24 protein-coding genes, 3 tRNA genes and 1 other RNA gene are annotated in these 22,313 nt (G+C 38.2%); 4 read left to right on the top strand and 24 right to left on the bottom strand.

Annotated elements, in window-relative coordinates; translation table 11 throughout:
• Positions 1–101: 101 nt before the first annotated feature.
• The 24 genes from PHO70_01400 to rpmH all read right to left on the bottom strand — a co-directional run bounded on the left by PHO70_01400 (position 102) and on the right by rpmH (position 16,349).
• The gene (locus PHO70_01400; protein ID MDD5431628.1) at positions 102–560 is read right to left on the bottom strand and encodes a YMGG-like glycine zipper-containing protein; all 459 of its coding nucleotides are present in this window, start codon (positions 558–560) and stop codon (positions 102–104) included.
• Between the two features lies 1 nt (position 561).
• Positions 562–1,872 (bottom strand): replication-associated recombination protein A, encoded by a 1,311-nt coding sequence (locus PHO70_01395; protein MDD5431627.1) that lies wholly within the window; start codon positions 1,870–1,872, stop codon positions 562–564.
• Between the two features lie 80 nt (positions 1,873–1,952).
• Positions 1,953–2,111, bottom strand: a non-coding RNA gene (ssrS, locus tag PHO70_01390) — 6S RNA.
• Positions 2,112–2,190: 79 nt separating this feature from the next.
• A complete protein-coding gene (pheT, locus tag PHO70_01385; protein ID MDD5431626.1) occupies positions 2,191–4,227 on the bottom strand; it encodes a phenylalanine--tRNA ligase subunit beta in 2,037 nt (678 codons plus the stop codon).
• A 3-nt stretch (positions 4,228–4,230) separates the two neighbouring features.
• Complete coding sequence (gene pheS, locus PHO70_01380) at positions 4,231–5,253, bottom strand: phenylalanine--tRNA ligase subunit alpha (GenBank protein MDD5431625.1); 1,023 nt, start codon at positions 5,251–5,253, stop codon at positions 4,231–4,233.
• A 57-nt stretch (positions 5,254–5,310) separates the two neighbouring features.
• Complete coding sequence (gene rplT / locus PHO70_01375; GenBank protein ID MDD5431624.1) at positions 5,311–5,661, bottom strand: 50S ribosomal protein L20; 351 nt, start codon at positions 5,659–5,661, stop codon at positions 5,311–5,313.
• A gap of 65 nt (positions 5,662–5,726) precedes the next feature.
• On the bottom strand, positions 5,727–5,924 hold the full coding sequence (rpmI, locus tag PHO70_01370; GenBank protein MDD5431623.1) for a 50S ribosomal protein L35: 198 nt from the start codon (positions 5,922–5,924) through the stop codon (positions 5,727–5,729).
• A 21-nt stretch (positions 5,925–5,945) separates the two neighbouring features.
• Entirely contained in the window at positions 5,946–6,461 is a 516-nt protein-coding gene (gene infC, locus PHO70_01365; GenBank protein MDD5431622.1) for a translation initiation factor IF-3, read from the bottom strand.
• Between the two features lie 84 nt (positions 6,462–6,545).
• A complete protein-coding gene (gene thrS / locus PHO70_01360; GenBank protein ID MDD5431621.1) occupies positions 6,546–8,264 on the bottom strand; it encodes a threonine--tRNA ligase in 1,719 nt (572 codons plus the stop codon).
• A gap of 6 nt (positions 8,265–8,270) precedes the next feature.
• Entirely contained in the window at positions 8,271–9,344 is a 1,074-nt protein-coding gene (locus PHO70_01355) for an ATPase, T2SS/T4P/T4SS family (GenBank protein ID MDD5431620.1), read from the bottom strand.
• Between the two features lie 17 nt (positions 9,345–9,361).
• Positions 9,362–9,438, bottom strand: a tRNA-Val gene (locus PHO70_01350).
• Between the two features lie 156 nt (positions 9,439–9,594).
• Positions 9,595–9,677: transfer RNA gene (locus tag PHO70_01345), tRNA-Leu, on the bottom strand.
• A 17-nt stretch (positions 9,678–9,694) separates the two neighbouring features.
• Positions 9,695–9,769, bottom strand: a tRNA-Cys gene (locus PHO70_01340).
• Positions 9,760–10,302 carry a flavoprotein gene (locus tag PHO70_01335; GenBank protein MDD5431619.1) on the bottom strand — a complete coding sequence of 181 codons (543 nt, stop codon included), beginning with the start codon at positions 10,300–10,302 and terminating at the stop codon, positions 9,760–9,762. Before PHO70_01335 ends, PHO70_01340 begins: the two co-directional genes overlap by 10 nt.
• 16 nt (positions 10,303–10,318) lie before the next feature.
• Positions 10,319–10,522 (bottom strand): DNA-directed RNA polymerase subunit omega, encoded by a 204-nt coding sequence (gene rpoZ, locus PHO70_01330; protein ID MDD5431618.1) that lies wholly within the window; start codon positions 10,520–10,522, stop codon positions 10,319–10,321.
• A 12-nt stretch (positions 10,523–10,534) separates the two neighbouring features.
• The gene (gmk, locus tag PHO70_01325; protein MDD5431617.1) at positions 10,535–11,122 is read right to left on the bottom strand and encodes a guanylate kinase; all 588 of its coding nucleotides are present in this window, start codon (positions 11,120–11,122) and stop codon (positions 10,535–10,537) included.
• Positions 11,115–11,942, bottom strand: coding sequence for a YicC family protein (locus PHO70_01320; GenBank protein MDD5431616.1), 828 nt, complete (start codon positions 11,940–11,942; stop codon positions 11,115–11,117). Before PHO70_01320 ends, gmk begins: the two co-directional genes overlap by 8 nt.
• Positions 11,943–11,957: 15 nt before the next feature.
• On the bottom strand, positions 11,958–12,461 hold the full coding sequence (locus PHO70_01315; protein MDD5431615.1) for a nucleoside-diphosphate kinase: 504 nt from the start codon (positions 12,459–12,461) through the stop codon (positions 11,958–11,960).
• Complete coding sequence (locus PHO70_01310) at positions 12,458–13,312, bottom strand: ParB/RepB/Spo0J family partition protein (GenBank protein ID MDD5431614.1); 855 nt, start codon at positions 13,310–13,312, stop codon at positions 12,458–12,460. Before PHO70_01310 ends, PHO70_01315 begins: the two co-directional genes overlap by 4 nt.
• Before the next feature lies 1 nt (position 13,313).
• On the bottom strand, positions 13,314–14,141 hold the full coding sequence (locus PHO70_01305; GenBank protein ID MDD5431613.1) for an AAA family ATPase: 828 nt from the start codon (positions 14,139–14,141) through the stop codon (positions 13,314–13,316).
• A 106-nt stretch (positions 14,142–14,247) separates the two neighbouring features.
• Complete coding sequence (locus PHO70_01300) at positions 14,248–14,436, bottom strand: Jag N-terminal domain-containing protein (GenBank protein ID MDD5431612.1); 189 nt, start codon at positions 14,434–14,436, stop codon at positions 14,248–14,250.
• A 7-nt stretch (positions 14,437–14,443) separates the two neighbouring features.
• Positions 14,444–15,991, bottom strand: a complete 1,548-nt coding sequence (gene yidC / locus PHO70_01295) for a membrane protein insertase YidC (protein MDD5431611.1) — start codon at positions 15,989–15,991, stop codon at positions 14,444–14,446.
• A 5-nt stretch (positions 15,992–15,996) separates the two neighbouring features.
• Entirely contained in the window at positions 15,997–16,212 is a 216-nt protein-coding gene (gene yidD, locus PHO70_01290; GenBank protein MDD5431610.1) for a membrane protein insertion efficiency factor YidD, read from the bottom strand.
• Positions 16,212–16,349: a 50S ribosomal protein L34 gene (gene rpmH, locus PHO70_01285; GenBank protein ID MDD5431609.1), complete on the bottom strand. Its 138-nt coding sequence runs from the start codon at positions 16,347–16,349 to the stop codon at positions 16,212–16,214. Before rpmH ends, yidD begins: the two co-directional genes overlap by 1 nt.
• A 668-nt stretch (positions 16,350–17,017) precedes the next feature.
• On the opposite strand from rpmH, the gene dnaA reads away from it, so the two are divergent.
• The 4 genes from dnaA to gyrB all read left to right on the top strand — a co-directional run bounded on the left by dnaA (position 17,018) and on the right by gyrB (position 22,313).
• Positions 17,018–18,358 (top strand): chromosomal replication initiator protein DnaA, encoded by a 1,341-nt coding sequence (dnaA, locus tag PHO70_01280; GenBank protein MDD5431608.1) that lies wholly within the window; start codon positions 17,018–17,020, stop codon positions 18,356–18,358.
• A gap of 144 nt (positions 18,359–18,502) precedes the next feature.
• A complete protein-coding gene (gene dnaN, locus PHO70_01275; protein MDD5431607.1) occupies positions 18,503–19,594 on the top strand; it encodes a DNA polymerase III subunit beta in 1,092 nt (363 codons plus the stop codon).
• 2 nt (positions 19,595–19,596) lie between these two features.
• Complete coding sequence (locus PHO70_01270) at positions 19,597–19,884, top strand: DciA family protein (GenBank protein ID MDD5431606.1); 288 nt, start codon at positions 19,597–19,599, stop codon at positions 19,882–19,884.
• Positions 19,881–22,313, top strand: a complete 2,433-nt coding sequence (gene gyrB, locus PHO70_01265) for a DNA topoisomerase (ATP-hydrolyzing) subunit B (GenBank protein ID MDD5431605.1) — start codon at positions 19,881–19,883, stop codon at positions 22,311–22,313. Before PHO70_01270 ends, gyrB begins: the two co-directional genes overlap by 4 nt.

Below are 22,313 nucleotides of genomic sequence, written 5' to 3'. Positions count from 1 at the left end.
GTAGGCGCGCTTAATATGCCAAATATCGCATACACCACCATACCCGCTCCGCCAACTATTAAAACCTGAAAGATTAAACTCATATTTTTATTTACCTATTATTATGGCTTTTGCATTTCATCAATTACTTTTTGGCTCACTCCCTGCTTTTTCAAATTATCAATATCTGTTGCGCTTAACGTATATTTTGAATTTGACAATCTAATCTTGTCAATAATGACACTTTCATGAGCACCTTGTTTACTTAAATTTATTACTTGATCAATAGGCATTTGATTTGGATTGTTAGCTTGGGCTATTTGTCCACTAGGAGTAGTTTGTGCTGGCTGAGGCTTATTTATTTGCGCCCCGACAATTGCTCCTGTAATTGCTCCTGCGGCAGCGCCAATCGCAGCCCCCTCTGCACCGCTATGGCTTTGATGCCCGATAATCCCTCCGGCAGCAGCTCCTAGAAGCCCACCAATTACTGCTCCCTCCGGAGCTCTTGTTTTAGCATTTTGGCAGCCTGTCAGAGAAAATAACAAACCTAAACACAAAAATAATTTTAATCCCTTATTCATTTTATCTCTCCTTTTTTAATTTTTCCATGCGCTGTTTAATCTTCGCCTCAAACCCGATATCTGTCGGCTCATAATATATAACTTTTTTCCGCGTGTATTTTTGCTTTACATAATGCCCCGGGAAATCGTGGGCGTACTTATAGCCTTCACCATGGCCTAAATCTTTAGCACCTGCATATTGGGCATCTTTAAGATGATCCGGAACTTCCTGGACCTTTTCTTCCTCAATATCTTTATAGGCTTTGGCGATTGCTAAATAACTTGCGTTTGATTTTGGCGCACAAGAAACATAGATACATGCTTGTGATAGAGGAATCTTTGCCTCTGGCATTCCAACAAACTCCGCAATTTGATACGCAGCATTTGCCAAAACAAGCGCTAAGGGATCGGCATTTCCGACATCCTCAGCAGCTAAAATACATATGCGCCGTGCAACAAAACGCGGATCTTCTCCGGCATAAAGCATTTTGGCTAGCCAATATAAAGCAGCGTCGGGGTCAGACCCTCGCATAGATTTGATAAATGCAGAAGCAGTATCATAATGCCCATCCTCATCTCTATCATAAATAACTGCTTTTTTCTGGATTGATTCCTGCGCAACCCCTAAATCAAAATTAACTACTCCCTCTTTTGATTTGGCACTAGTCAAACAGCCAATTTCTAAAGCACTTAAAGCCCTTCTTGCATCCCCTTCAGAGGTTTTAGCTAAATGAACAAGCGCTTTTTTATCCGCTTTAATTTTAAAATTCCCTAACCCCTTTTCTTTATCTTCTAAAGCATTGTTAAGAATTTTTAAGATGTCATTTTCTCCTAATGATTTTAATTCACATACGAGAGAACGGGATAAAAGAGCTGAGGCCATAGAAAAAAACGGATTGTGCACAGTAGCACCGATTAAAATAGGATTCCCGTCTTCCACATCAGGAAGCAAAACATCCTGCTGGGCTTTATTAAACCTATGAATTTCATCAATAAAAAGAATTGTTTTTGGGCCATTTCCTGATTTTCTTTGTTTGGCTTGCGTAATGATGCGGCGTAATTCTTCAACATTTGAAGTTGTTGCGTTTATTGAGACGTAATATGCCTTTGTGGTGTTCGCAATGCAAAAAGCAAGTGAAGTCTTGCCGACTCCGGGAGGGCCAAATAAAACTACGGAGCTTAAACGGTCGGCGTCAATCGCGCGGCGTAAAAGTTTTCCTTCTCCGATAATGTGCTCTTGTCCTACAAATGCATCAAGAGTTTGCGGACGCATACGGACAGCAAGAGGGAGGTCTTTTAAGGCTGGTCTATTTTCTTGGATAAAGAGGTCCATAAGTAGTATACGATATCCCGAGCCGGTGAAAGTTCATAACAGCGGCTCGGGATTTTTTTCTCCGCCAAAGGCGGAGAAAAAAAATCCCCGCAATGTGCCGTTAGAATGATAGTCTGAACCGTTTTGGTTTCAGGTGGGCACCCTCTTTAAGACGCTAACAGCGACTTAAAATGCAGGTACCCTTTTAATTGGTGTTGGTTCAACAATTATCAAGCTTCCAACGCGCACCGCAGGGAATCTATAAAACCTCTTCTTACAAATGAAGTATAACACATGTCAAAACCGAATTCAACTCTCCCCTAAAGATGCGCGGGAAACCTAACGGATTTTTGCGCCTAACTTCTCTGTGAGCGCACTTAAAACCACAGCGTGCTTCGGATCAACTTCTGCTTCAGTTAAAGTTCGTTCTTCCAAACGATATTGACAAGAAATAGTCAAACTTTTGAAACCCGCAGGAATCTGCTTACCTTTATAAAAATCCACCACTTTAACCTGGTTTAGCAAATTACCCGCATTTTCTCTGACTATGCTATACACATCATCAATCTTGATATCTTCCTTAAGTAAAAGGCTTATGTCTCTTAAGATCGCCGGGTAAAAAGAAAGCGGGGTAAATTGTTTTTTTAAATTTGCGTGTTTTAAAACCTTTTCTAAGTTTATCTCAGACACGATTAAATCTCTATTCTTTATATCCAGCATATTTAAAGTGCTTTTTTGCAACTTCGCCAGCATTCCTACCACATCATCTCCTACGCGCACCGATACGCAAAATGCATTTATGGAATCAAAACTATATTTAGTTATCCCCAGAGACTTAAAAACATTTTCTAAAATCCCTTTTAAATGCAAAGGGGTCATCTCATCCTTTACCAATCCGTTCTCTAAAAGCGCTGATTTTTGGCCGCATAAAGCAATACTTAAGACCAACTCTTCAATCGGAAGAGAATTTTGTCTTTTAAGAAAAACTTTGGCGATTTCAAATATGTTCACAAGGCTCTGTTTTTGATTTAAGTTATAAGCTACGCATTTGCTAAGGGAAGGAATAAGCGTCGGCCTTAAAACCTCCTGCTCTTTACTTAAAGGATTTTGCACTTCAACTGGAGAGGAAAAATTTAAATTGAATCCATCCAGAGAAAGCCTATCTATAAGACTATAAGTTATAACCTCGCTAAGGCCTAAACCGATAAGTAAATTTTTTATCTGAGAAGCTAAATCCTTTGTGTTTTCAATGTTTAGCTTATGCCTAACAGATGGAAGGCTGACAGGAAGAGATTCATAACCTGTTATACGCGCAACCTCTTCAATCAAATCAATCTCTCCTGAAACATCCTGCCTAAATGAAGGGATTGTAACTGTAAATTTATCTTTTGACTTAGTTGCTACCTTGAAACCTAAATGCTGTAAACTGTTTTTTATTTTTGCGCAGGGCACTGCCTTGCCTAAAATTTTATTTATTGATAACAAATTAAGGCTGATAATTTTCTTAGAATCCCTTACTGTTCCTATTGATTTCTCACCGGATAATTTTCCGCAAGCCAGGCTCTCAATTAAACCCAAAGCCTGCCAAGAAGCTTCTATGGCAACCCTGGCATCAATGCCTCTTTCAAAACGATACGAAGAATCTGTTTGAATGCCAAATTTCTGCCTTGCCCTTCTTATTACAACCGGATTAAATATTGCTGCTTCTAATAAGATATTCTTTGTTAACTCTGTAACTTCTGTATCTTTTCCACCCATGACACCTGCGATAGCCACCGGCTTAGTTTTATCAGCGATAACCAAAACGCCCTCATCAAGGATTCTTTCCTTTTCATCTATAGTAGTAATCTTTTCTCCGGCCCTTGCCCTTCTTATGTTTATTGAATCGGTATTTAATTTATCGAGATCAAAAGCGTGTAGCGGCTCGCCAAAAGTAAACAATACATAATTTGTGATGTCTACTACATTATTGATACTGCGGCAACCGATAAGCTCCAATCTTTTCTTAAGCCATTCAGGAGACGGCCCAACCAAAACATCTCTAATTATTTTAGCTGTATAGAGAGAACAATCCTTCTTGTCTTCTATTTTAATTTCTATTCCGGTATTTTTTGACGGCTTTCGGCTTGACACTTGAAACTTGCAACTTGAAACTTTTATTTTACTTCCAGTTATCGCCGCTACTTCTCTGGCAATACCTACAACGCTTAGCCAGTCAGGACGATTTGAAGTAATCTCAATCTCAAAAACAAAATCTCCGTCTTTCTCTTCTAATGAAGTTACCTCGAGCCCTGCCATAGTAAGCTTATCAGCCAAAGAACGGGCGGGAATCTTAACTTCTACAAAATCTTTTAACCAACTGTAAGTAAATTTCATAATTTAAAATTGCTTCAAAAATCTTAGGTCGTTTTCACAAAACAATCTTATATCTTTTATCCCATATTTTAGCATTGCGATTCTTTCTATCCCCATGCCAAAAGCAAAACCTGTATATTTTTTCGGGTCATACCCAACGTGCTTAAATACATTGGGGTGAATCATGCCGCTGCCCAAAATCTCAAGCCATCCTTTTCTCCCGCAAGACGAACAACCTTTCCCTTTGCAGATTACACAAGAGATATCCACCTCTGCTGATGGCTCGGTAAAAGGGAAAAAGTGCGGCCTAAAGCGCATCTTAATATCTTCCCCAAAAACCGCTTTTGCAAAAGTTTCAAGAGTCCCTTTTAAATCCGCAAAGGTAATATTTTCATCAACAACAAAACCCTCTACTTGATTAAACATGAAAAGGTGGCTTGCATCTGTGGCATCCGGACGATAAACTCTCCCCGGGACAACGATTGCCAAAGGCGGCTTATATTTTTTCATAGCGCGGATCTGGACCGGCGAAGTATGGCTGCGCAACAATAAATGTGGGGTGTCTTTGAGATAAAAAGTATCAAATGCATCGCGTGAGGGATGGTCAAGCGGGATATTTAAGCCCGTAAAATTATTATACTCGGTTTCAATCTCAGGGCCTTCTACAATAGAAAAACCCATCCGGGTAAAAATTTTACAGATCTCATCAATGATTTGAGTAATGGGATGCAACTGGCCCAATTCTTGCGCAATACCAGGCATTCCAATATCAAATGAACTTACCGTAGCTCCAGAATTGCTTGCATTTATTGATTTATTTTTTTCATCAATGAGCGAGGCGGCAAAATTCTTTAGTGCGTTGGCTGTTTGGCCAAAAGAAACGCGCTCTTCCTGCGGCAGGCCGGGAATCTGGCTCATCAATTGGGCAACAACTCCCTTTCTTCCGAGGTATTTAATGCGCAATGCTTCTAAATCCTGCGCAGAATTGGAATCTTTGATTTCCTGCGCTAAAACGGATTTAATTTCCTCAATATTAATATTAGGCATTTATTTATTATTGTAGCCGCCATTTAAATGGCGGCTACATCGGTGACGACACGGTAACTATTTCGCCTTAACCAACTCAACTAATTTCTTAAATACCGCTGCATCTTTAACTGCCAAATCAGCAAGGACTTTTCTGTCTAGTACAATCTTTGCTTTTTTAAGGCCGTTCATGAAGACGCTGTAAGAAATGCCTTCCAGCCTGCAGGCTGCATTAATACGCGCAATCCACAAAGCACGGAATTCTCTTTTCTTTACACGCCTGTCGCGATAAGAATATTTGAGCGCATGCAATAAAGCACGCCTTGCTTGCTGGAATTGCTTACTACGGTCAAGCCAAAAGCCTTTAGCCTGCTTTAATACCTTCTTCTTTCTTTTTCTTGTTGCAACACTATGTTTAATTTTTGCCATTTTACTTAACTCTCCTTTTGAGCACAAGCTCACCCTGTTCCATCAGATAGGAACAGGGGTTCTAATTAACCGTAAGGCAGCATCCTTTTTAGATTCTTTTCTTTTTTGTCATTTAACACCTTTGCCCGCCTTATCCTGCGCAGCCTTTTTGTAGTCTTGCTGGTCATAAGATGGGATTTACCTCCCGGTGTAAACTTGATTTTTCTTTTTTTTGTTAACTTAAAGCGTTTAGCAACTCCCTTTTTTGTTTTTAGTTTTGCCATTTTTTACTCCGTAATTTTAGATTATTTTGGTGAGATTACCACCATCATAACTCTTCCTTCAAGCATTGGGCCTTTTTCTAATAACCCATCATCCTGTGCATCACTAACAAATTTATCTAGAACTTTTTTTCCTATGTCCAAATGTTCCATCTGGCGCCCGCGGAAAAAAAGATTTATCTTAACCTTATCCCCTTTTTTCAAGAAAGTTGTTGCTTGTTTTACTTTAGTTGCAAAATCATGTTCATCAATATTGGGCTTAAGGCGGATTTCTTTTAGACGGCCGTGTTTTTGATGTTTCTTGGCCTCGCGTTCTTTTTTCTCCTGGTCATACTTGAATTTGCTAAAATCAATGATGCGGCAGACCGGAGGATTAGCAGTGGGAGCCACCTCAACTAAATCTAACTCATATTCATTAGCAAGCTCCAGGGCTCTTTGAATCATCACTACCCCAAATTGATTCCCATCAGGGCCGATAAGCCTGACCTGCGGAACGCGAATCCTTTCATTAATGCGGATATACTTATTTATAGCAACCACCTCCTTGCATAGAAATGCACACTTGCCAATCCGATATGGCAAGGTGCTTCTTATTGTTTATAAATTACTGTGGCCAAATTTAAATTACTTTTTTAAAGAAACCTCTTCTTTAATTTGCTTTACAAAACTATCAAAAGGCATAACACCCAAATCCCCTTTGCCCTTTTTCCTCACTGACACATTTTCTGCCTTAGCCTCGCGATCCCCCACAACTAAACAATAAGGAATCTTGTTTAGCTCGGCATTTCTAATCCTTTTATCAAGAGTTTCATTACGACTGTCGATTTCCACCCGGAATGAATTTTCTTCTAATACATTTTTGATTTTTGTTGCGTATTCAAAAGCCGATTCTTTAACAGGGACGACTAAAACTTGAACAGGTGCAAGCCATAAAGGAAATTCTCCCTTGTAATGCTCAACCAAAGCCCCGATAAAACGCTCAACACTTCCCAACAAAACCCGATGCAGCATTATCGGTTGCTGTTCTTTTCCTTGCGCATCAATATATGTCAGATTAAATCTCTTAGGAAGCGCAAAATCACACTGAATGGTTGCGCACTGCCATGACCTTTTTAAGGCATCTTTTAATTTTATATCTATCTTGGGGCCGTAAAAAGCGCCATCGCCCTCATTGATATCATATTTCAGGCCTTTGTCTTTTAAGGAATCTTCCAAGGCATCTGTCGCCATTTTCCAGTCTTCAAGAGAACCGATGTATTTTTCCGGGCGTGTGCTTAATTCAATCCCGACATCATTAAAACCAAAGACTTTCATCGTATCAAAAACAAAATCTATAACTTTTTTGATTTCATCGCGTACTTGCTCGGGAAGACAAAAGATGTGGGCGTCATCCTGTGTAAATCCGCGCACTCGCAACATGCCATGCAACACACCTGCTTTTTCATGGCGGTAAACCGTACCCAATTCAAATAATCTTATCGGCAAATCTTTATAACTTCTTAATTTTGATTTATATATCAGGATATGCCCCGGGCAATTCATCGGCTTTAAAACAAACTCTTTATCATCAACCTTAAGCGTATACATATTCTCTTTGTAATAATCATAGTGCCCGCTTGTTTTCCAAAGCTCAGCTTGCATAATATGCGGAGTTACTACCAGTTGGTAGCCGCGCTTTAAATGTTCATTTTTTTCATAATCCTCGACAATCTTGCGTAAGATTGCGCCCTTGGGATGATAAAAGACAAGCCCGGCTCCTGCTTCTTCATGATAAATATCAAAAAGTTCCAAAGCCGGCCCTAATTTTCTATGGTCTCTTAGTTTTGCTTCTTCAAGATTTGCAAGGTGATTGTCCAACTCGCCTTGGGTTTCAAAACAAGTCCCGTAAATTCTCTGCAGCATTGGATTTGTTTCTATCCCATGCCAGTAGGCTCCGGCAACTGATAATAATTTAAAGGCTTTTAATTTTCCCGTTGACTCAACATGCGGGCCGCGGCAAAGATCAATAAAATTAACCCCGGTTTTATATATAGAAACCTTTTCATCTGCAAGATTTTTTATCAAATCTATTTTGTAATCTTCTTTTAATTTGGAAAACAAATCTACCGCCTCTTGCTTATTTAATTCTTCCCGCGTAAAAGGCTCATCCTTAGAAATAATCTCGCGCATTTTTTTCTCAATCGCTGCAAGGTCAGCGTCGGTGAAAGGCTCTTTTTTATCAAAATCATAATAGAAGCCATCTTCAATAGAAGGCCCGATACCTAATTTTACTTCAGGCCAGATTGATTTTACCGCCTCAGCCATGACATGCGAACAAGAATGCCTTAAAATATCTAGATCCATAATTTTTTACTCGCTTACAAACGTCTTATCGTCTAACAATCCCATTTTTCGGAATCGCTGATAAAATAAAGGATAGTATCTTAATGAAGGTTTCAATTTACCAATAACTTTTCCATTCTCATCAACTTTTTCCAAATTAAACGTGAACAAATCGTTTAATATGACTTCTTCTTTCTCTAAACCTCGCACCTCAGTAATATAAGTTACTTTACGGCTTCCATCCTGAAGGCGTTCGTGATGCACAATTAAATTTATAGTTGAAGCAATAATTTTTCTTACCTGCCAAAGAGGAAGCTGAATCCCCGACATGAGCACCATTGTTTCAAGCCGAGAGACGATATCTTTCGGAGAATTTCCATGGATAACGCCTATTGCCCCTTTGTGCCCGGTTGCCATAGCCTGTAAAAGATCAATTGCCTCTGCGCCTCTAACTTCACCGATGACCAACCTGTCAGGAGACATACGAAGAGAGTTGCGGATTAAATCGCGCAGCGTAACTTCCCCTTTTTCAGTTTCATCGGGGACTCTTGTTTCCAATGAAATCAGGTTCTCCTGGTCTAATTTTAATTCTGCCGCATCTTCAATAGTTATTACTCTTTCGCCTTCTCCGAAATAACGCGAAAGCATCTGCAGCAGTGTCGTCTTTCCGGTTGAGGTGCCGCCGGAAAAAATAATATTCACCTTTCCCTTGATACAAGCGATTAAAAATTCGGCCGCCCTCTCAGTGATGGTTTCATTCCTAATTAAATCCTCCAGCATCCTTATGTCTTTGGAGAATTTTCTAAATGTCAAGGATGTCCCAAATCTGGACATCGGCGGAATAATTGCATTGATACGCGTGCCATCATCCATACAAACATCCGCGTATGGAACATATTTACTTACCCTCTTACCAAATCTCTCGTAAATTTTCTGAACAAAAGCAACCAGCTCTTCTTCCGACGAAAACCTTGCGTCGGTCAGGGATTTTTTCCCGTTTTTTTCGGCAAAAATCTTCCCTGCGCCATTAACCATTATTTCGGAAACCTGAGGATCATCCATAAGGCTTTTTACCGGCCCTAAATCAAATGTAGTTTCCATCAGCTTCTCCTTTAAAATGGTGGGCCCATGAGGACTTGAACCTCAGACCTTTGCGATGTCAACGCAACGCTCTAACCAACTGAGCTATGAGCCCAAATCATTTCACTACTTTGCTCATAGCGAACACCTCTTACCAATGACGAAGCCACGCGCCTTTCGGCGGGGCTGAGGAATCCCGCATGTTTTTTGCGGGACTGAGCTATGAGCCCGAGCACCAATACACACAATCTAACGAGTCAATGCAAACTAATGGGCAAGAAGGGAGTCGGACCCTTACAACCTTGCGGTCAACAGATTTTAAGTCTGTCGTGTATGCCATTCCACCACTTGCCCAAATTTAATTTAAAGTATGGAGGCGACGAGCGGATTCGAACCGCTGAATAGCTCTTTTGCAGAGAGCTGCCTTGCCACTTGGCTACGTCGCCAAATTTTCTACTGCTTGGATTATCTGCTCAATCTCTGCTAAACAGCCAACGCCAACCTTACCGCACACAAGTTTACCTTTCTTTGGTTCAACGAACTTATAACCATGACTTTTTAACTTCTTGATATTATCCTGCGTAATTTTATTATTAAACATATTTGCGTTCATCGCAGGACAAATTAAAACCGGGGCTTTCGTAGCACTCACCACACAAGTCAAAAGATCATCGCAGATCCCGGAAGCAATTTTCCCGATAATATTATTGGTTGCCGGGGCAATCAAAACTAAATCTGCTTTATCAGCCAAAGAAACATGCTCTATCTCCCAGGTTTCTTGAGCATCAAACATTCCGCTACAAACTTTATTTCCCGAAAGACTTGAGAATACAATCGGCCTAATTAACTCTTGCGCAGAAGAAGTCATAACCACGTTTACGGAAAAGGACTTTTCTTTAAGCCGGCGGACAATTTCACAGGCCTTATATATTGCAATACTGCCGGTAACTCCTAAGATAATTTCTTTTTTTGCTGCCATAAGATTTTTTCAAAGCTTAATGTGGTAACTTCTTCCAATATACTTTTCCCGCAGCGATTTCAAAACAAGCAACCGTGGAAGGCTTCATATTCGGATTAACCTCGACGAGCCTCGGTTTACCTTCAGCAATTTCAAAAGCACGCTGAGCAGCTAGATTAACTAACTTGTAAACTGAATCTTCTTTCTTGCTTAATAATTTTTCTAATGCAACATATTCCATTTTATCCTCTCTTTAATTATTATTGCTAATTTCTTTATGAATAATCCCTTTTAGCTCATCCAATGCTTTTGTTAAATCATTATTTACAACACGATAGCCATATTTATGCTTACAAGCCATCTCTTTGCGTGCCAACATTAACCTTCCCCTAATCTCTTTGGCACTGGTTTTACTGCAACGGCCTGCAATTCTTTTTTTAAGAATGCCTACGGATGGCGGCACAATAAAAATAGTAACTGCCTCTTTCGGATAAAGCTTCTTGATTTTCAAAGCACCTTTTAAATCCAAACACAAAACAATACCCTTAGATTCTTTTAACTTCTTCTCTATAAACTCTTTAGGCGTTGCGTAATAATACCCCAAATACTTGGTCCATTCAAGAATTTTTTTAGCTTTTAACTTAAGCTTAAAATCTGGCTCGCTTATAAAAAAGTAATGCCTGCTATGCTTTTCTTGCGTTCTCTTTGGCCTCGTTGTATATGAGATTGAACGGATGATTTTTCTTCTTAAGAACTTGTCCTTAAACAATCCCGCCGCAAGGGTAGTTTTTCCTGAACCTGAAGGACCTGAAATTACGAAGATTTTGCCGCGTCTATTCAATATTCTGCACCTGTTCACGAATTTTCTCAATAAGGCTCTTTGCCTCAACTACTTTTGACGAAACCAAAGCATCGCAAGTCTTGGCGCCAATAGTATTAGTTTCCCTCTGCATTTCCTGCGCAATAAAATCCAATTCTTTCCCAACCGGCCCTGTGTTAGAAAGCTTCTTAGTCAAATTACCGACGTGAAAAGCCAAACGTTCCAACTCCTCGGTAATATCCGAGTTGTTCAAAAAACTTGATCTTTCTTCATCGGTTTTTAACTCAGCTGACTTTTTTTTGATGGCAACGCAAAATCTGTTTTCTATAGCTTCAATTTCTTTTTTTAATTTATGCGAAAGGGTTTTTAAACACTTCTCTAAAGCATTCCCTTCTTTTTTACTCATTGCAAGCAGGCTATTCATTGCTTGGGCAACAACGCCTTTTAAACTTGCCCAAACAAGCTCTTTATCCGTCGAGCAGCCTTCAAGCGCTAACACACCCGGAAGATGCACCACAGTGTCCAAGCTTAAATCGTCTTTTAACTTGAACTCTTTTCTTATTTTCTTAAAAGCATTGGAGTATTTATTCAACAACTGCGTATTAATAAAAACGTTGTTGGATTTACAACCCGAGATATTAATTGAACAAACAACCCTACCTCGTTTTAATCTGCCTTCAATTTCCTTTTTTACTTTTTCTTCCAGAGACATAAACCCTTCTGGCATATGCACTATCGTCTCTAAAAATTTATGGTTCGTGCTTCTAATCTCAACAGAAATTTTTCCATAAGGATTGACTTTCGCTTCTTTGCTACCAAAACCTGTCATGCTTCGCAGCATCAAATTCTCCTTAGTTTATAACCAGGAAAGCTTTTTTACTTTCTCTAAAACAATTTCTTTATGTGGATATAAATCAACAATGATTTCTTCCGGCGAGAACCATAATTGAATTTCTCTTTTTGCTTCATCCGGATTTGATGACACATGGATAACGTTTTCGTAAAGGCCGGCTGTGGTAATACGGCCGTAGGAGCCGCGGATAGATGTCGGCTCTGCTTCTTCGGGGTTTGTTGCTCCGGCTAATTCCCTGCATTTTTTAATTGCATCGCTGCCCCAATAAACCAAAGCCATTACTTTTTTTCGATCGTGGAGCTCTCCTTTTAAATATTTCGTCAACTCTCCGAAAAATGGCTTATCTTTTAAATGCTGGTAATGATCCTCGGCGAGTTTCTGAGAAACGCGCACCATTTTTGCAGCAACAATTTCAAGTTTTGTTTCAGACAATCTTGTTAAGATATTCCCGGTTAAAGATTTTATCAATCCATCCGGTTTAATAAGGATTAAGACTGCTTGACTCATGTTGTAATACCTCCCCTGATTTTATTTAAAATTCTCTCCAAGTCACTTGGTGAATAAAACTCAATTTGAATATTGCCTCTCTTGCTTTTTTTACTAATCCTGACTTTCGTCGCAAGGATCTGTTGCAATTCTGCTTCAATTGTGCCAATCAAAGGATCCGAATTTGTTTTAAGCGCCCGCTTTTTTTCTCCTCCTCTCCTTTGATTCTTAATTAAATTTTCAAGTTCTCTTACTGACAATCCTCTGGTGACAACTTCGTTTACTAATCGTCTTTGCAAATGATTATCTTCAATTTCAAGCAGTGCTTTACCATGGCCTAAAGAAATACGGTTTCTGCGTACGTCTTCTTGAATCTCTTGCGGTAACCTCAACAGCCGCAATGTGTTAGTTACTGTAACCCTTGCTTTCCCTAAAATTTCACTGACTCTTTCCTGTGTTAAGTTAAATTTATCAATAAGATATTGATACGCCTTTGCTTCTTCAATAGGATTAAGTTCTTGCCTTTGGATATTCTCAATTAAAGATAATTCCAAAGAGTCCTGGTCTTCAACATTTTTTACAATCGCTGGAACTTCCCCTAAATTTAATGCTGTGACTGCGCGCAATCTTCTCTCTCCAGCAATCAATTCATAATAGTCACCTTTTCTTCGTACGAGAATGGGCTGAATAACTCCCTTTTCTTTTATTGACTGCATTAGCTCTTCCAAGCTTTGAGTATCAAAATCCTCTCGCGGCTGATAAGGATTGGCTTTTACCTGATCTACTTTTAAAAAAACAATTGACTCACGAGAATCATTTTCTTTTTCTGGAATCAATGCGCTTATGCCTTTGCCTAATGCTCTTCTTTCCATTTTATTCTCCCGGTTCTCTTTGCTCTAACAGCTCTTTAGATTCGGAATTGTCCAATCTGGAATTGTCCAATCTGATTTCTAATATTTCATTAGCTAATTCTTCATACTTCTTTGCGCCTATTGACTCTTTGTCATATAGAGCAATCGGCTTACCAAAACTTGGTGCCTCAGTAAGCCTGATATTCCTAGGAATAACTGTCTTATAAACTCTTTCTTTAAAATGAGCCCTTACTTCTTCTACTACTTCTTTTGTCAGATTGGTTCTAAAATCTGCCATTGTAAGCAAAACGCCTTCAATAAACAAAGCTGGATTAAGATTCTCTTTTACCAGATTAATCGTATTAACGAGTTGTGTCACGCCTTCAAGAGCATAATATTCACACTGAACAGGAACAATTACAGAATCTGCAGCACTTAGAGAATTTATTGTCAATAAGCCTAAAGAAGGTGGTGAATCAATAATAATAAAATCATACTCTTCTCTCGCCTTGCTTAATGCTCGTTTTAATCTATATTCCCGGCCCAAGACGCTGACTAACTCAACTTCTGCACCTGTTAAATCAAGATTAGCCGGCGCTATCTGAAACCCATTAATTGCAGTAGGTTGCAGAGTTTCTTCAATATTTAGCTCTTCCAGAAGAACATGATATGAGCTTTTTTGGATATTATGTTTGTTGATTCCTGAACCGCTAGTTGCATTTCCCTGAGGATCCAAATCTATCAACATTACTTTCTTTTTTGCCAAAGCCAAATACGCAGAAATGTTGATTGCTGAGGTTGTTTTACCAGTGCCACCTTTTTGGTTACAAATTGCTATTACTTTGCCCATAGTATTGGATTATCCAGGTTCCACGCGGAACTGATCTACATACTTAACCCCACTCTATTTAACTTATATATCTACAAGCTTTATTATCTAAAAACTACAATTTAAGTCAAGCACTTTTTTTGCTATTTATTACACTAATCCTGACTTTTGCGGGTTTAGCTCCAGCCATTCCAAAAAGACCCTTTTCCTCCTCGGCAAGCACCTCAATCTTAACTTGCTTACGAGGTAATTTTAATTCCTTTAAAGCTTTCTTTATGGCATCTTCTACGGTTTTTCCTTCAAATTCAATTTTCATAATGGGATTATTTGGTTGCATTCATGCGTAATTGCGAAATAAGCATGAGAATACTATTAACAAACCAATATAGCACAAGCCCCGCAGGCATATTGTAAAAAATGACGCCGAACATTATGGGCATCACAATTAACATAATTTTTTGTTGCTCAGCAGCCTCTCCTCCTGATTTAGCCATGGTAAGTTTTTGCTGAACAAACATACCTATAGCCATAATAACAGGAAGAATATTAATATCTTTCCCCATTAAAGGAATCGCGTTTTGTAACGTATATAAACGATCCGGTTCTGAAAGATCTTTTATCCAGAGAAAGCTCGAGCCTTTTAAAGCAAAAGAGCGCAATAAAACCTGATAAAGCGCAAAGAAAATCGGCATCTGCAAAAGCAAAGGTAAACAACCTCCAAAAGGATTAACCTTGTGCTCCTTATAAAGCTCCATAATTTCTTTATTTAATTTTTGCGCATCATCTTTATAGGTTTTACGTAAAGCTTCAATCTTTGGTTGCAAAATCTGCATCTCTTTCATTGACTTCATCTGCTTTATAGAAAGCGGATAAAGTAGTAAATATACTGCCAAACTAAGCAGAATAATAGCTAAGCCCCAATTATGAACTAATTTATGGAAAAATTCCAAAGCTTGCAACAAAATCTGGGCGATAAAATCAAAGGTACCATAATGGATTATTGTTGCCCAACTTGGCTTAGTTTGATTAATTATTCGTAAATCCAACGGCCCCAAATAGATCTGAAAATTTTGACTTACTTGTTTGCCGGGTAACACGCTTAAAACATTACCAGTTAGTCCAACATCAAAAACTTTACCGTTAAATCTTCGCACAAATCCGGTAGATTTTTCTGTTTTATTTTCAATTATTGCACAGAAATATTTTTCTTTTAACCCCACAAAAGTAGCATTATTAAGAGTTACTTCTTTATTAAGACCGATATGAAGAGTTTTTTCTTCAGAAGACAAAACCGTTCCCAAGAAACTCTGCTGATGGCCCACAGGAGAAATGTCCAATCTGCCTAAAATTACCGAGTTTTCTAACTCGATTTTGTTACTACTTACATTTTGGACATTTATTACTAATTCTATGCTATTATTAGTGTTAGAAAAAATAAACTCTTTAAAAATCTTTTTAATTCCGTCGGAAAATACAAACACAACCTTATTAGCATCTTTAGAATATAACTTAAAATTTTCCTTAGAACCAGAGCTCAAAAATCCCTCTCCCAAATTGAATTTGTAATTCTCGTGATTCTTAAAATCAATCTCTTTTATAGCCGCCCTTGATTCAATAAAGACAATATCCATACCTTCTCTTGAATAAGTAAAAGTTGGCAGGCTTTTAATATCATCAGCGGTATCAGTAACTGCTATAATTGGTTTTTCTACAGGAAGAGCCTTTATCGTACCAGAAGCAACGGGAGAATTCGCCTCTGTTTTTTCTATAACTTCTTTTTTTGCAATAGGATGCGATTGAGGAAACAAAACTGACCACAACACTAAAACCCCTATAGACAATGCAACTGCAATTAATGAGCGTTTTTCCATAATAATTAAACTAACGGATCATAACCGGCTCTGCCTGAAAATGGATGACAAGCTAAAAGCCTTTTACAAGCCTTAATCCCTCCTCTTATAAATCCATATTTTAAAATAGCTGCTTTAGCATAATCTGAACAGCTCGGAACAAAACGACAGCTACAAGGTAAAAAAACCCTTATATAGCTCTGATAAAAAGCGATTATTTTAAGCGAAAGTGCCACCAGCATTAAATAGAGAGTTTCTTTCTTCCCTTCAACCGTCTGCGAGCCAGTAGTTTTCTACCGGATTTCTTGGCCATCCTATTGCGAAAACCATGCTTTCTCTTTCCGACGATATTTGAGGGCGTATTAAGATTCTTCTTCATTTTTTCTCCTTATGTATTCAATAATTCAGGCATCTCCAATAGAGCCAAATTAGTTAAAAAGTAATTATAACATATTCTTAAATTAAGTCAACTCATTAACTTTCGTCTCTAATTAAATTTTTACCGAGAGCGAAATCTTATCACAGGATTACCCACCAGTCAAGGAAATTTATAGTTAACTTTACCGCTAAGCATCAACCCCTGTTAATTTCGGATTTCTTTCCTGTCCGCCGGTGTTTTTTGCAACAACTGTTAACAACTACACCGAGTTATCCACAATTATTACAGGCTTACATTTTAACCGATTAACCAATACTATTTTTTTAAAACAAATCCTAATTTTTTTCTAATCTGGCGCCGAGTAGCAGCAAGCCAATCGTTATTTTTGTTGACGAGTGTAAAAATTGCTATATAATAGTTGAAACTAAACTATTTTACTTGCAAGCTTTTTAGTTTCTGCTAAAATACTCCCTGGCTGTGTTTTTATTTAATTGTTTTTCTAAACAAGCCCGGATAGCATTAGAGAAACAATTGTTGGTTTTTATAGATTTCTGCACGAAGAGTTTTCCACAGATTTATTCAAGATGTTAATAATCTGTTAATTCTGTAGAAATCCCTATAATAAGCCGCGAACAAAAGACTTATAAAAGGCAACCTTGAGTAATTTGATGCTAAATTCACCGAAAATTTGGGAAGAAGCAAAGGCTTTATTAAAAGACAGGCTCGGAGATACTGTTTTTAATACCTGGATATCCCCCTTAAAAGCCTCATTAAAAGAAGAGGGGTGTTTGGTCTTTGAAGCTCCGGATGTTTTTTTTAAAGATTGGATAGAAAACCATTATAAAGAAGCCATTGAAGACGCTTTGCTTAAAACCGTCCCGGACAGGAAAACATCTATTTTATTGGAAGTTGACCCCAACAAAGCAAAACCCGCCCTTAGCGCAAATACTCCTTCAGCCCAAGTAAAGATTAAGGATACTGGAAGCACAAACAACCTAAATGCACGTTATACATTTGAAAACTTTGTAATCGGTTCTTCAAACCGCCATGCGCACGCTTATTCATTGGCAGTTGCGGATGCACCGGCTAAAAACTACAATCCATTTTTTATTTACGGGGGCGTGGGGTTAGGAAAAACTCATTTAATTCAAGCGATCTGCCATAGGATTAAAGAAAATTCAACGGGTAATCCAAAAATCTGCTACATCTCAAGTGAAAAATTCACTAACGAATTAATTGATGCTATACAACACCACTCTACAAATAGTTTTAGACAAAAATATAGGAATGTAGATGTCCTGGTAATTGATGACATTCATTTTATCGCGGGAAAAGAATCCACTCAGGAGGAATTTTTCCATACTTTTAACGCGCTTTACGACGCGCATAAACAAATTATTTTCTCGTCGGATAGGCCGCCTAAGGAAATCTCAAACCTACAAGACAGGCTTGTTTCCCGTTTCGGCTGGGGGTTAACAACTGACATTCAAACACCGGATCTGGAAACCAGGATTGCCATACTAAAGAAAAAGGTTGAAAGGGAGCCGGTTTCTATCCCAGACGATGTTATATTTTTTATCGCCCAACTTATCAAAACAAACATCCGGGAACTAGAGGGGGCTTTGATTCGCACAATCGCATATTCCTTATTAGAAGAAAAGCCTGTAACATTAGATTTAACGAAAGAGGTTTTAAAGGATTTATTAAAAGAACCGAAAAAATTAATTACCGTAGACTTTATTCAACGTTGTGTTTCGGAAGAATTCGGCATATCTTTACAGGAATTAAAAACTAAAAGAAGAAATAAAACAATTGTACTGCCTAGGCAAATTGCGATGTATTTAAGCAGGGAGTTAACCGATATGTCTTTACCGGAAATAGGAGGATTTTTTGGCGGAAAAGACCATACCACAGTTTTGCATTCTTTTAATAAAATTAAAGAGTTAATTACAAAAGATGGGACCTTGAAAGAAAAGATAGAAAGAGTTATGCAGGTAATTAAGCAGTAAATCCAAAGGTAATCCAAAGGTAATTATTTCTGTAAATATAAGTAGTTGAAACAATTACAGAGTTTTAAACAGAATCCTAAGCCTATTAATACTAATATTATATGTATTTCTTTATTAAATAAATAATAATAGAAGGAGCTTTTAATGAAGTTAAATGTGGAAAAGAATGTGTTGTTAAACGCAATTCAAACCGTTCAAAATGTTATAACAACAAAGGCAAATTTACCTATATTATCAAACATTTTAATTGAATCTCAACAGAGTAGTTTACGATTAACTGCGACAGATTTAGACATAGGTATAAGCTGTGTAATTCCTGTTAATATCCTGGAAGTAGGTTCAATTACCGTTCCAGCTAAAAGATTTAGCGATATTATTAAAGAATTGCCAGGGGAAAATATAGTTATTACTACTAAAAAAAATAATTTGATTATCATTGAAACAGAATCGTGCCAGTTTAAGATTATGGGGTTAGCTAAGGAAGAATTCCCAAAACTGCCTGAGTTTAAAGATAAGGAAGTTATTAAGATTGATCAGGGTGTTTTGAAAGAAATGCTACGATTAACCGCATTTTCAGTTTCATCTGACGAATCTCGTTATATTTTAAACGGAATCCTTTTTCGTGTTAACAAAAACAATATCACTTTAGTTGCGACCGATGGTAAGCGGCTGGCGATAGTAGATAAAAAGATTGAACAAGATACAGGTAAAGATATTTCAATTATTATCCCAATAAAAACTATCCACGAGTTAAATCGTAATCTTAAAGATTCGGGGGAGCTATCTTTAACATTGGGGACAAATCAGGTTTTGTTTGATTTAAATGGCATGATTATTATTTCGCGTTTAATTGAAGGTGAATTTCCTGATTATAAACAGGTTGTTCCTCCGGTTTCTTCTAATAAGATGAAGATTGACCGTTCGGAATTTTTGTTGGCTGCTAAAAGAGCATCTTTACTTTCTACGCCTGATTATCAGGCTGTAAAATTAGAGGTTTTTAAAAACAAGTTGGTTGTTTCAAAATCAACTCCTGATGTAGGCGAGTCAAGGGAAGAGGTGGTGGTTGAGTATCAAGGCAGGGAGTTAATGATTGGTTTTAACCCTAACTATTTAATAGATGTTTTGAAAAACCTTTCAACAGAAAAGGTTGAGTTGGAATTAACCGATTCCGAAAAACCCGGAGTAGTTCGTACCGACGGATATGTTTACATAGTTTTACCAATGCGGCTTAGTTAGTAATGGAAGCAATAAGAGAGACAATTAGCAGTGTTTTAAAAAGTATTAAAGAAAAAAAATCAATTTATAGCCAGGATGATTATTGGGTCTTGTTAAAAAAAATCTTGACAAAGAAAGAGTTGGAGCATATAAAGGTAAATTATTTCAGGAAAGGGGTTTTAAACATTAATGTTGATTCCTCAACCTGGCTTTATAAGTTAAGTTTAGAGAAAGAAGCTTTAATTGCTAAACTAAATAAAGAATCAAGCGTGGTTAAAGATGTGCGCTTTCGTATTGGAGAGATATTGTGAAAAAAGAAAAAGAACAACCAGCCAAGCCAGATAAGGGCAAAGTTTACGACGCAACCAGTATCCAGGTTTTAGAGGGTATTGAAGCGGTGCGCCGCAGGCCGGCAATGTATATTGGGGATACCGGTAATCGTGGCTTGCATCATTTGGTTTACGAAGTAGTTGATAATAGCGTGGATGAGAGTTTGGCCGGATACTGCGATAATATAGAAGTCGAAATTCATCATGATAATAGTGTAAGCGTTGCAGATAATGGACGCGGAATTCCTGTAGACATTCATAAGACTGAGAAGAAACCCGCTGTTGAGGTTGCACTTACAACATTGCATGCTGGAGGAAAATTTGACCATAGAAGTTATAAGGTTTCCGGCGGGCTCCATGGTGTAGGGGTCAGTGTGGTTAATGCGCTTTCAGACTGGCTGGAGGTAGAAGTAAAAAGGGATGGCAAGGTTTATCATCAGCGATATGAACGCGGTAAAACTGTTTCTAAATTAACAGTTATTGGAAAGAGCAGTACAACCGGGACAAAAGTAACTTTTAAGCCAGATAAAACTATTTTTTCTGTTTCCGAGTATTCTTATGATATCTTGTCGCAAAGATTAAGGGAGCTGGCATTTTTAAATAAGGGTTTAAAAATAAAACTCGGAGATGAGAGAAGCGAAAAAGAGGCGGTTTTTGAATTTGCCGGAGGGGTGGTTTCTTTCGTAGAATACTTAAATAAAAATAAAAATCCTCTGCATAATAAAGTTGTATATTTTCAAAAAGAACAGGATGATATTCAAATTGAAATAGCGCTTCAGTATAACGATGGTTATGCGGAGACGATGTTTTCTTTTGCTAATAATATTAATACCGTTGAAGGAGGAACGCACCTTTCAGGTTTTAAATCAGCTTTAACCCGTGCGATAAATCAATACGCTAAATCAAAAAATTTAATTAAAGGCGATGAAACGTCTATTACCGGAGATGATGTACGCGAAGGGCTGACAGCTGTTGTTAGTGTCAAGGTTCCCAATCCCCAGTTTGAGGGGCAGACAAAAACAAAATTAGGAAATTCGGAAGTTGAAGGGATTGTTGCATCATCCAGTTTGGATGCCATCGCATCTTACTTTGAAGAAAATCCTTCTGTTGCAAATAAAATTATTGATAAGGTAATTGTGGCTTCCCGCGCGAGAGAAGCTGCGCGCAAGGCACGCGAACTTACTCGTAGAAAAGGAGCGCTCGAAGGAGCCGGGCTCCCAGGTAAATTAGCAGATTGTTCAGAACGCGATGCTGCCCTATGTGAACTTTATATAGTTGAAGGAGACTCCGCAGGCGGTTCGGCAAAGCAGGGAAGAGATAGAAGATTCCAAGCAATACTTCCGATAAAAGGTAAGATTCTAAATGTAGAAAAGGCTCGTCTAGATAAGATATTATCCAATGAAGAAATTCGCACAATTATTACTGCTTTAGGAGCTGGAGTAGGAGATGAATTTGATATAGCAAAACTTCGATATCATAAGTTGATTCTGATGGCAGATGCGGATGTTGACGGTTCGCATATCAGGACCCTTTTATTGACATTGCTTTATCGCCACCTGCCAAAATTAATTGAAGGTGGGTATGTTTATATAGCACAGCCTCCGCTTTATAAGATAAAGAGAGGGCAGCGCGAAGAGTATATCCAGACCGAGCAGCAGATGGATGATATGTTGTTAGACCTGGGCAGGGAAGGACATAAGTTTGTAAACTTAAAAGAGAAGACGACCTTTACCGACACTCAATTTAAAGATCTTTTGAAGTTGTTAGTTGAGATTGAGAAGCTCGGAAGGAATCTTGATAAAAAGGGAGTTGAATTTTCAAAATACCTTACTTTTAGGCACCCAAAGACCAAGAAAATGCCAATTTACCGGGTAAAAGTGGAGGGAAAAACCCAATTTCTCTATTCTGATAAAGAGTTGGCGGAGCTTACAGAGAAAGAGGGAAAAGATGCTAGCATCGATGTATTAGAGCTCTTTGAGTCACAAGATGTTGAGGAATTAATCACGAAAATTGAGAAAGCAGGATTGGATATTTCTACTTATAGCCCTGCCGAAATAATTCCTGCTGCTTCATCAGCTAAAGAGTTAGTGAAAAAAAACAAGCCTTTTTATAAAATTGAAAATGAAAAGGAAGATAAGGAGATTTTTTCATTAAAAGAAGCCTTAGCTTTTATCAAAGAGACTGCTTCCAAAGGAATGCATATTCAAAGATATAAGGGTCTTGGAGAAATGAATCCGCATCAGCTGTGGGATACAACCATGGATCCGGAAAAGCGCACTATTTTAAAAGTAACCCTGGAGGATGCAGTAGAAACTGATAAAATGTTTACTGTTTTGATGGGTGATCAAGTTGAGCCACGTAGAGAATTTATTGAAAACTATGCACATCAAGTAAAGAATTTGGACATTTAA

It is taken from the genome of Candidatus Omnitrophota bacterium (assembly GCA_028715415.1).
Lineage (GTDB): Bacteria > Omnitrophota > Gorgyraeia > Gygaellales > Profunditerraquicolaceae > JAQURX01.
The sequence above is the reverse complement of the archived record's forward strand: the minus strand, read 5'-3'. Positions and strand labels throughout refer to the sequence as shown.

Bases quoted from the DNA above. Each gene is read 5' to 3' on its own strand.
- PHO70_01400 (MDD5431628.1), bottom strand. From the start codon at position 560: ATGAATAAGGGATTAAAATTATTTTTGTGTTTAGGTTTGTTATTTTCT.
- PHO70_01395 (MDD5431627.1), bottom strand. From the start codon at position 1,872: ATGGACCTCTTTATCCAAGAAAATAGACCAGCCTTAAAAGACCTCCCT.
- pheT (MDD5431626.1), bottom strand. From the start codon at position 4,227: ATGAAATTTACTTACAGTTGGTTAAAAGATTTTGTAGAAGTTAAGATT.
- pheS (MDD5431625.1), bottom strand. From the start codon at position 5,253: ATGCCTAATATTAATATTGAGGAAATTAAATCCGTTTTAGCGCAGGAA.
- rplT (MDD5431624.1), bottom strand. From the start codon at position 5,661: ATGGCAAAAATTAAACATAGTGTTGCAACAAGAAAAAGAAAGAAGAAG.
- rpmI (MDD5431623.1), bottom strand. From the start codon at position 5,924: ATGGCAAAACTAAAAACAAAAAAGGGAGTTGCTAAACGCTTTAAGTTA.
- thrS (MDD5431621.1), bottom strand. From the start codon at position 8,264: ATGGATCTAGATATTTTAAGGCATTCTTGTTCGCATGTCATGGCTGAG.
- PHO70_01355 (MDD5431620.1), bottom strand. From the start codon at position 9,344: ATGGAAACTACATTTGATTTAGGGCCGGTAAAAAGCCTTATGGATGAT.
- PHO70_01335 (MDD5431619.1), bottom strand. From the start codon at position 10,302: ATGGCAGCAAAAAAAGAAATTATCTTAGGAGTTACCGGCAGTATTGCA.
- rpoZ (MDD5431618.1), bottom strand. From the start codon at position 10,522: ATGGAATATGTTGCATTAGAAAAATTATTAAGCAAGAAAGAAGATTCA.
- PHO70_01320 (MDD5431616.1), bottom strand. From the start codon at position 11,942: ATGCTGCGAAGCATGACAGGTTTTGGTAGCAAAGAAGCGAAAGTCAAT.
- PHO70_01315 (MDD5431615.1), bottom strand. From the start codon at position 12,461: ATGAGTCAAGCAGTCTTAATCCTTATTAAACCGGATGGATTGATAAAA.
- PHO70_01310 (MDD5431614.1), bottom strand. From the start codon at position 13,312: ATGGAAAGAAGAGCATTAGGCAAAGGCATAAGCGCATTGATTCCAGAA.
- PHO70_01305 (MDD5431613.1), bottom strand. From the start codon at position 14,141: ATGGGCAAAGTAATAGCAATTTGTAACCAAAAAGGTGGCACTGGTAAA.
- PHO70_01300 (MDD5431612.1), bottom strand. From the start codon at position 14,436: ATGAAAATTGAATTTGAAGGAAAAACCGTAGAAGATGCCATAAAGAAA.
- yidC (MDD5431611.1), bottom strand. From the start codon at position 15,991: ATGGAAAAACGCTCATTAATTGCAGTTGCATTGTCTATAGGGGTTTTA.
- yidD (MDD5431610.1), bottom strand. From the start codon at position 16,212: ATGCTGGTGGCACTTTCGCTTAAAATAATCGCTTTTTATCAGAGCTAT.
- rpmH (MDD5431609.1), bottom strand. From the start codon at position 16,349: ATGAAGAAGAATCTTAATACGCCCTCAAATATCGTCGGAAAGAGAAAG.
- dnaA (MDD5431608.1), top strand. From the start codon at position 17,018: ATGCTAAATTCACCGAAAATTTGGGAAGAAGCAAAGGCTTTATTAAAA.
- dnaN (MDD5431607.1), top strand. From the start codon at position 18,503: ATGAAGTTAAATGTGGAAAAGAATGTGTTGTTAAACGCAATTCAAACC.
- PHO70_01270 (MDD5431606.1), top strand. From the start codon at position 19,597: ATGGAAGCAATAAGAGAGACAATTAGCAGTGTTTTAAAAAGTATTAAA.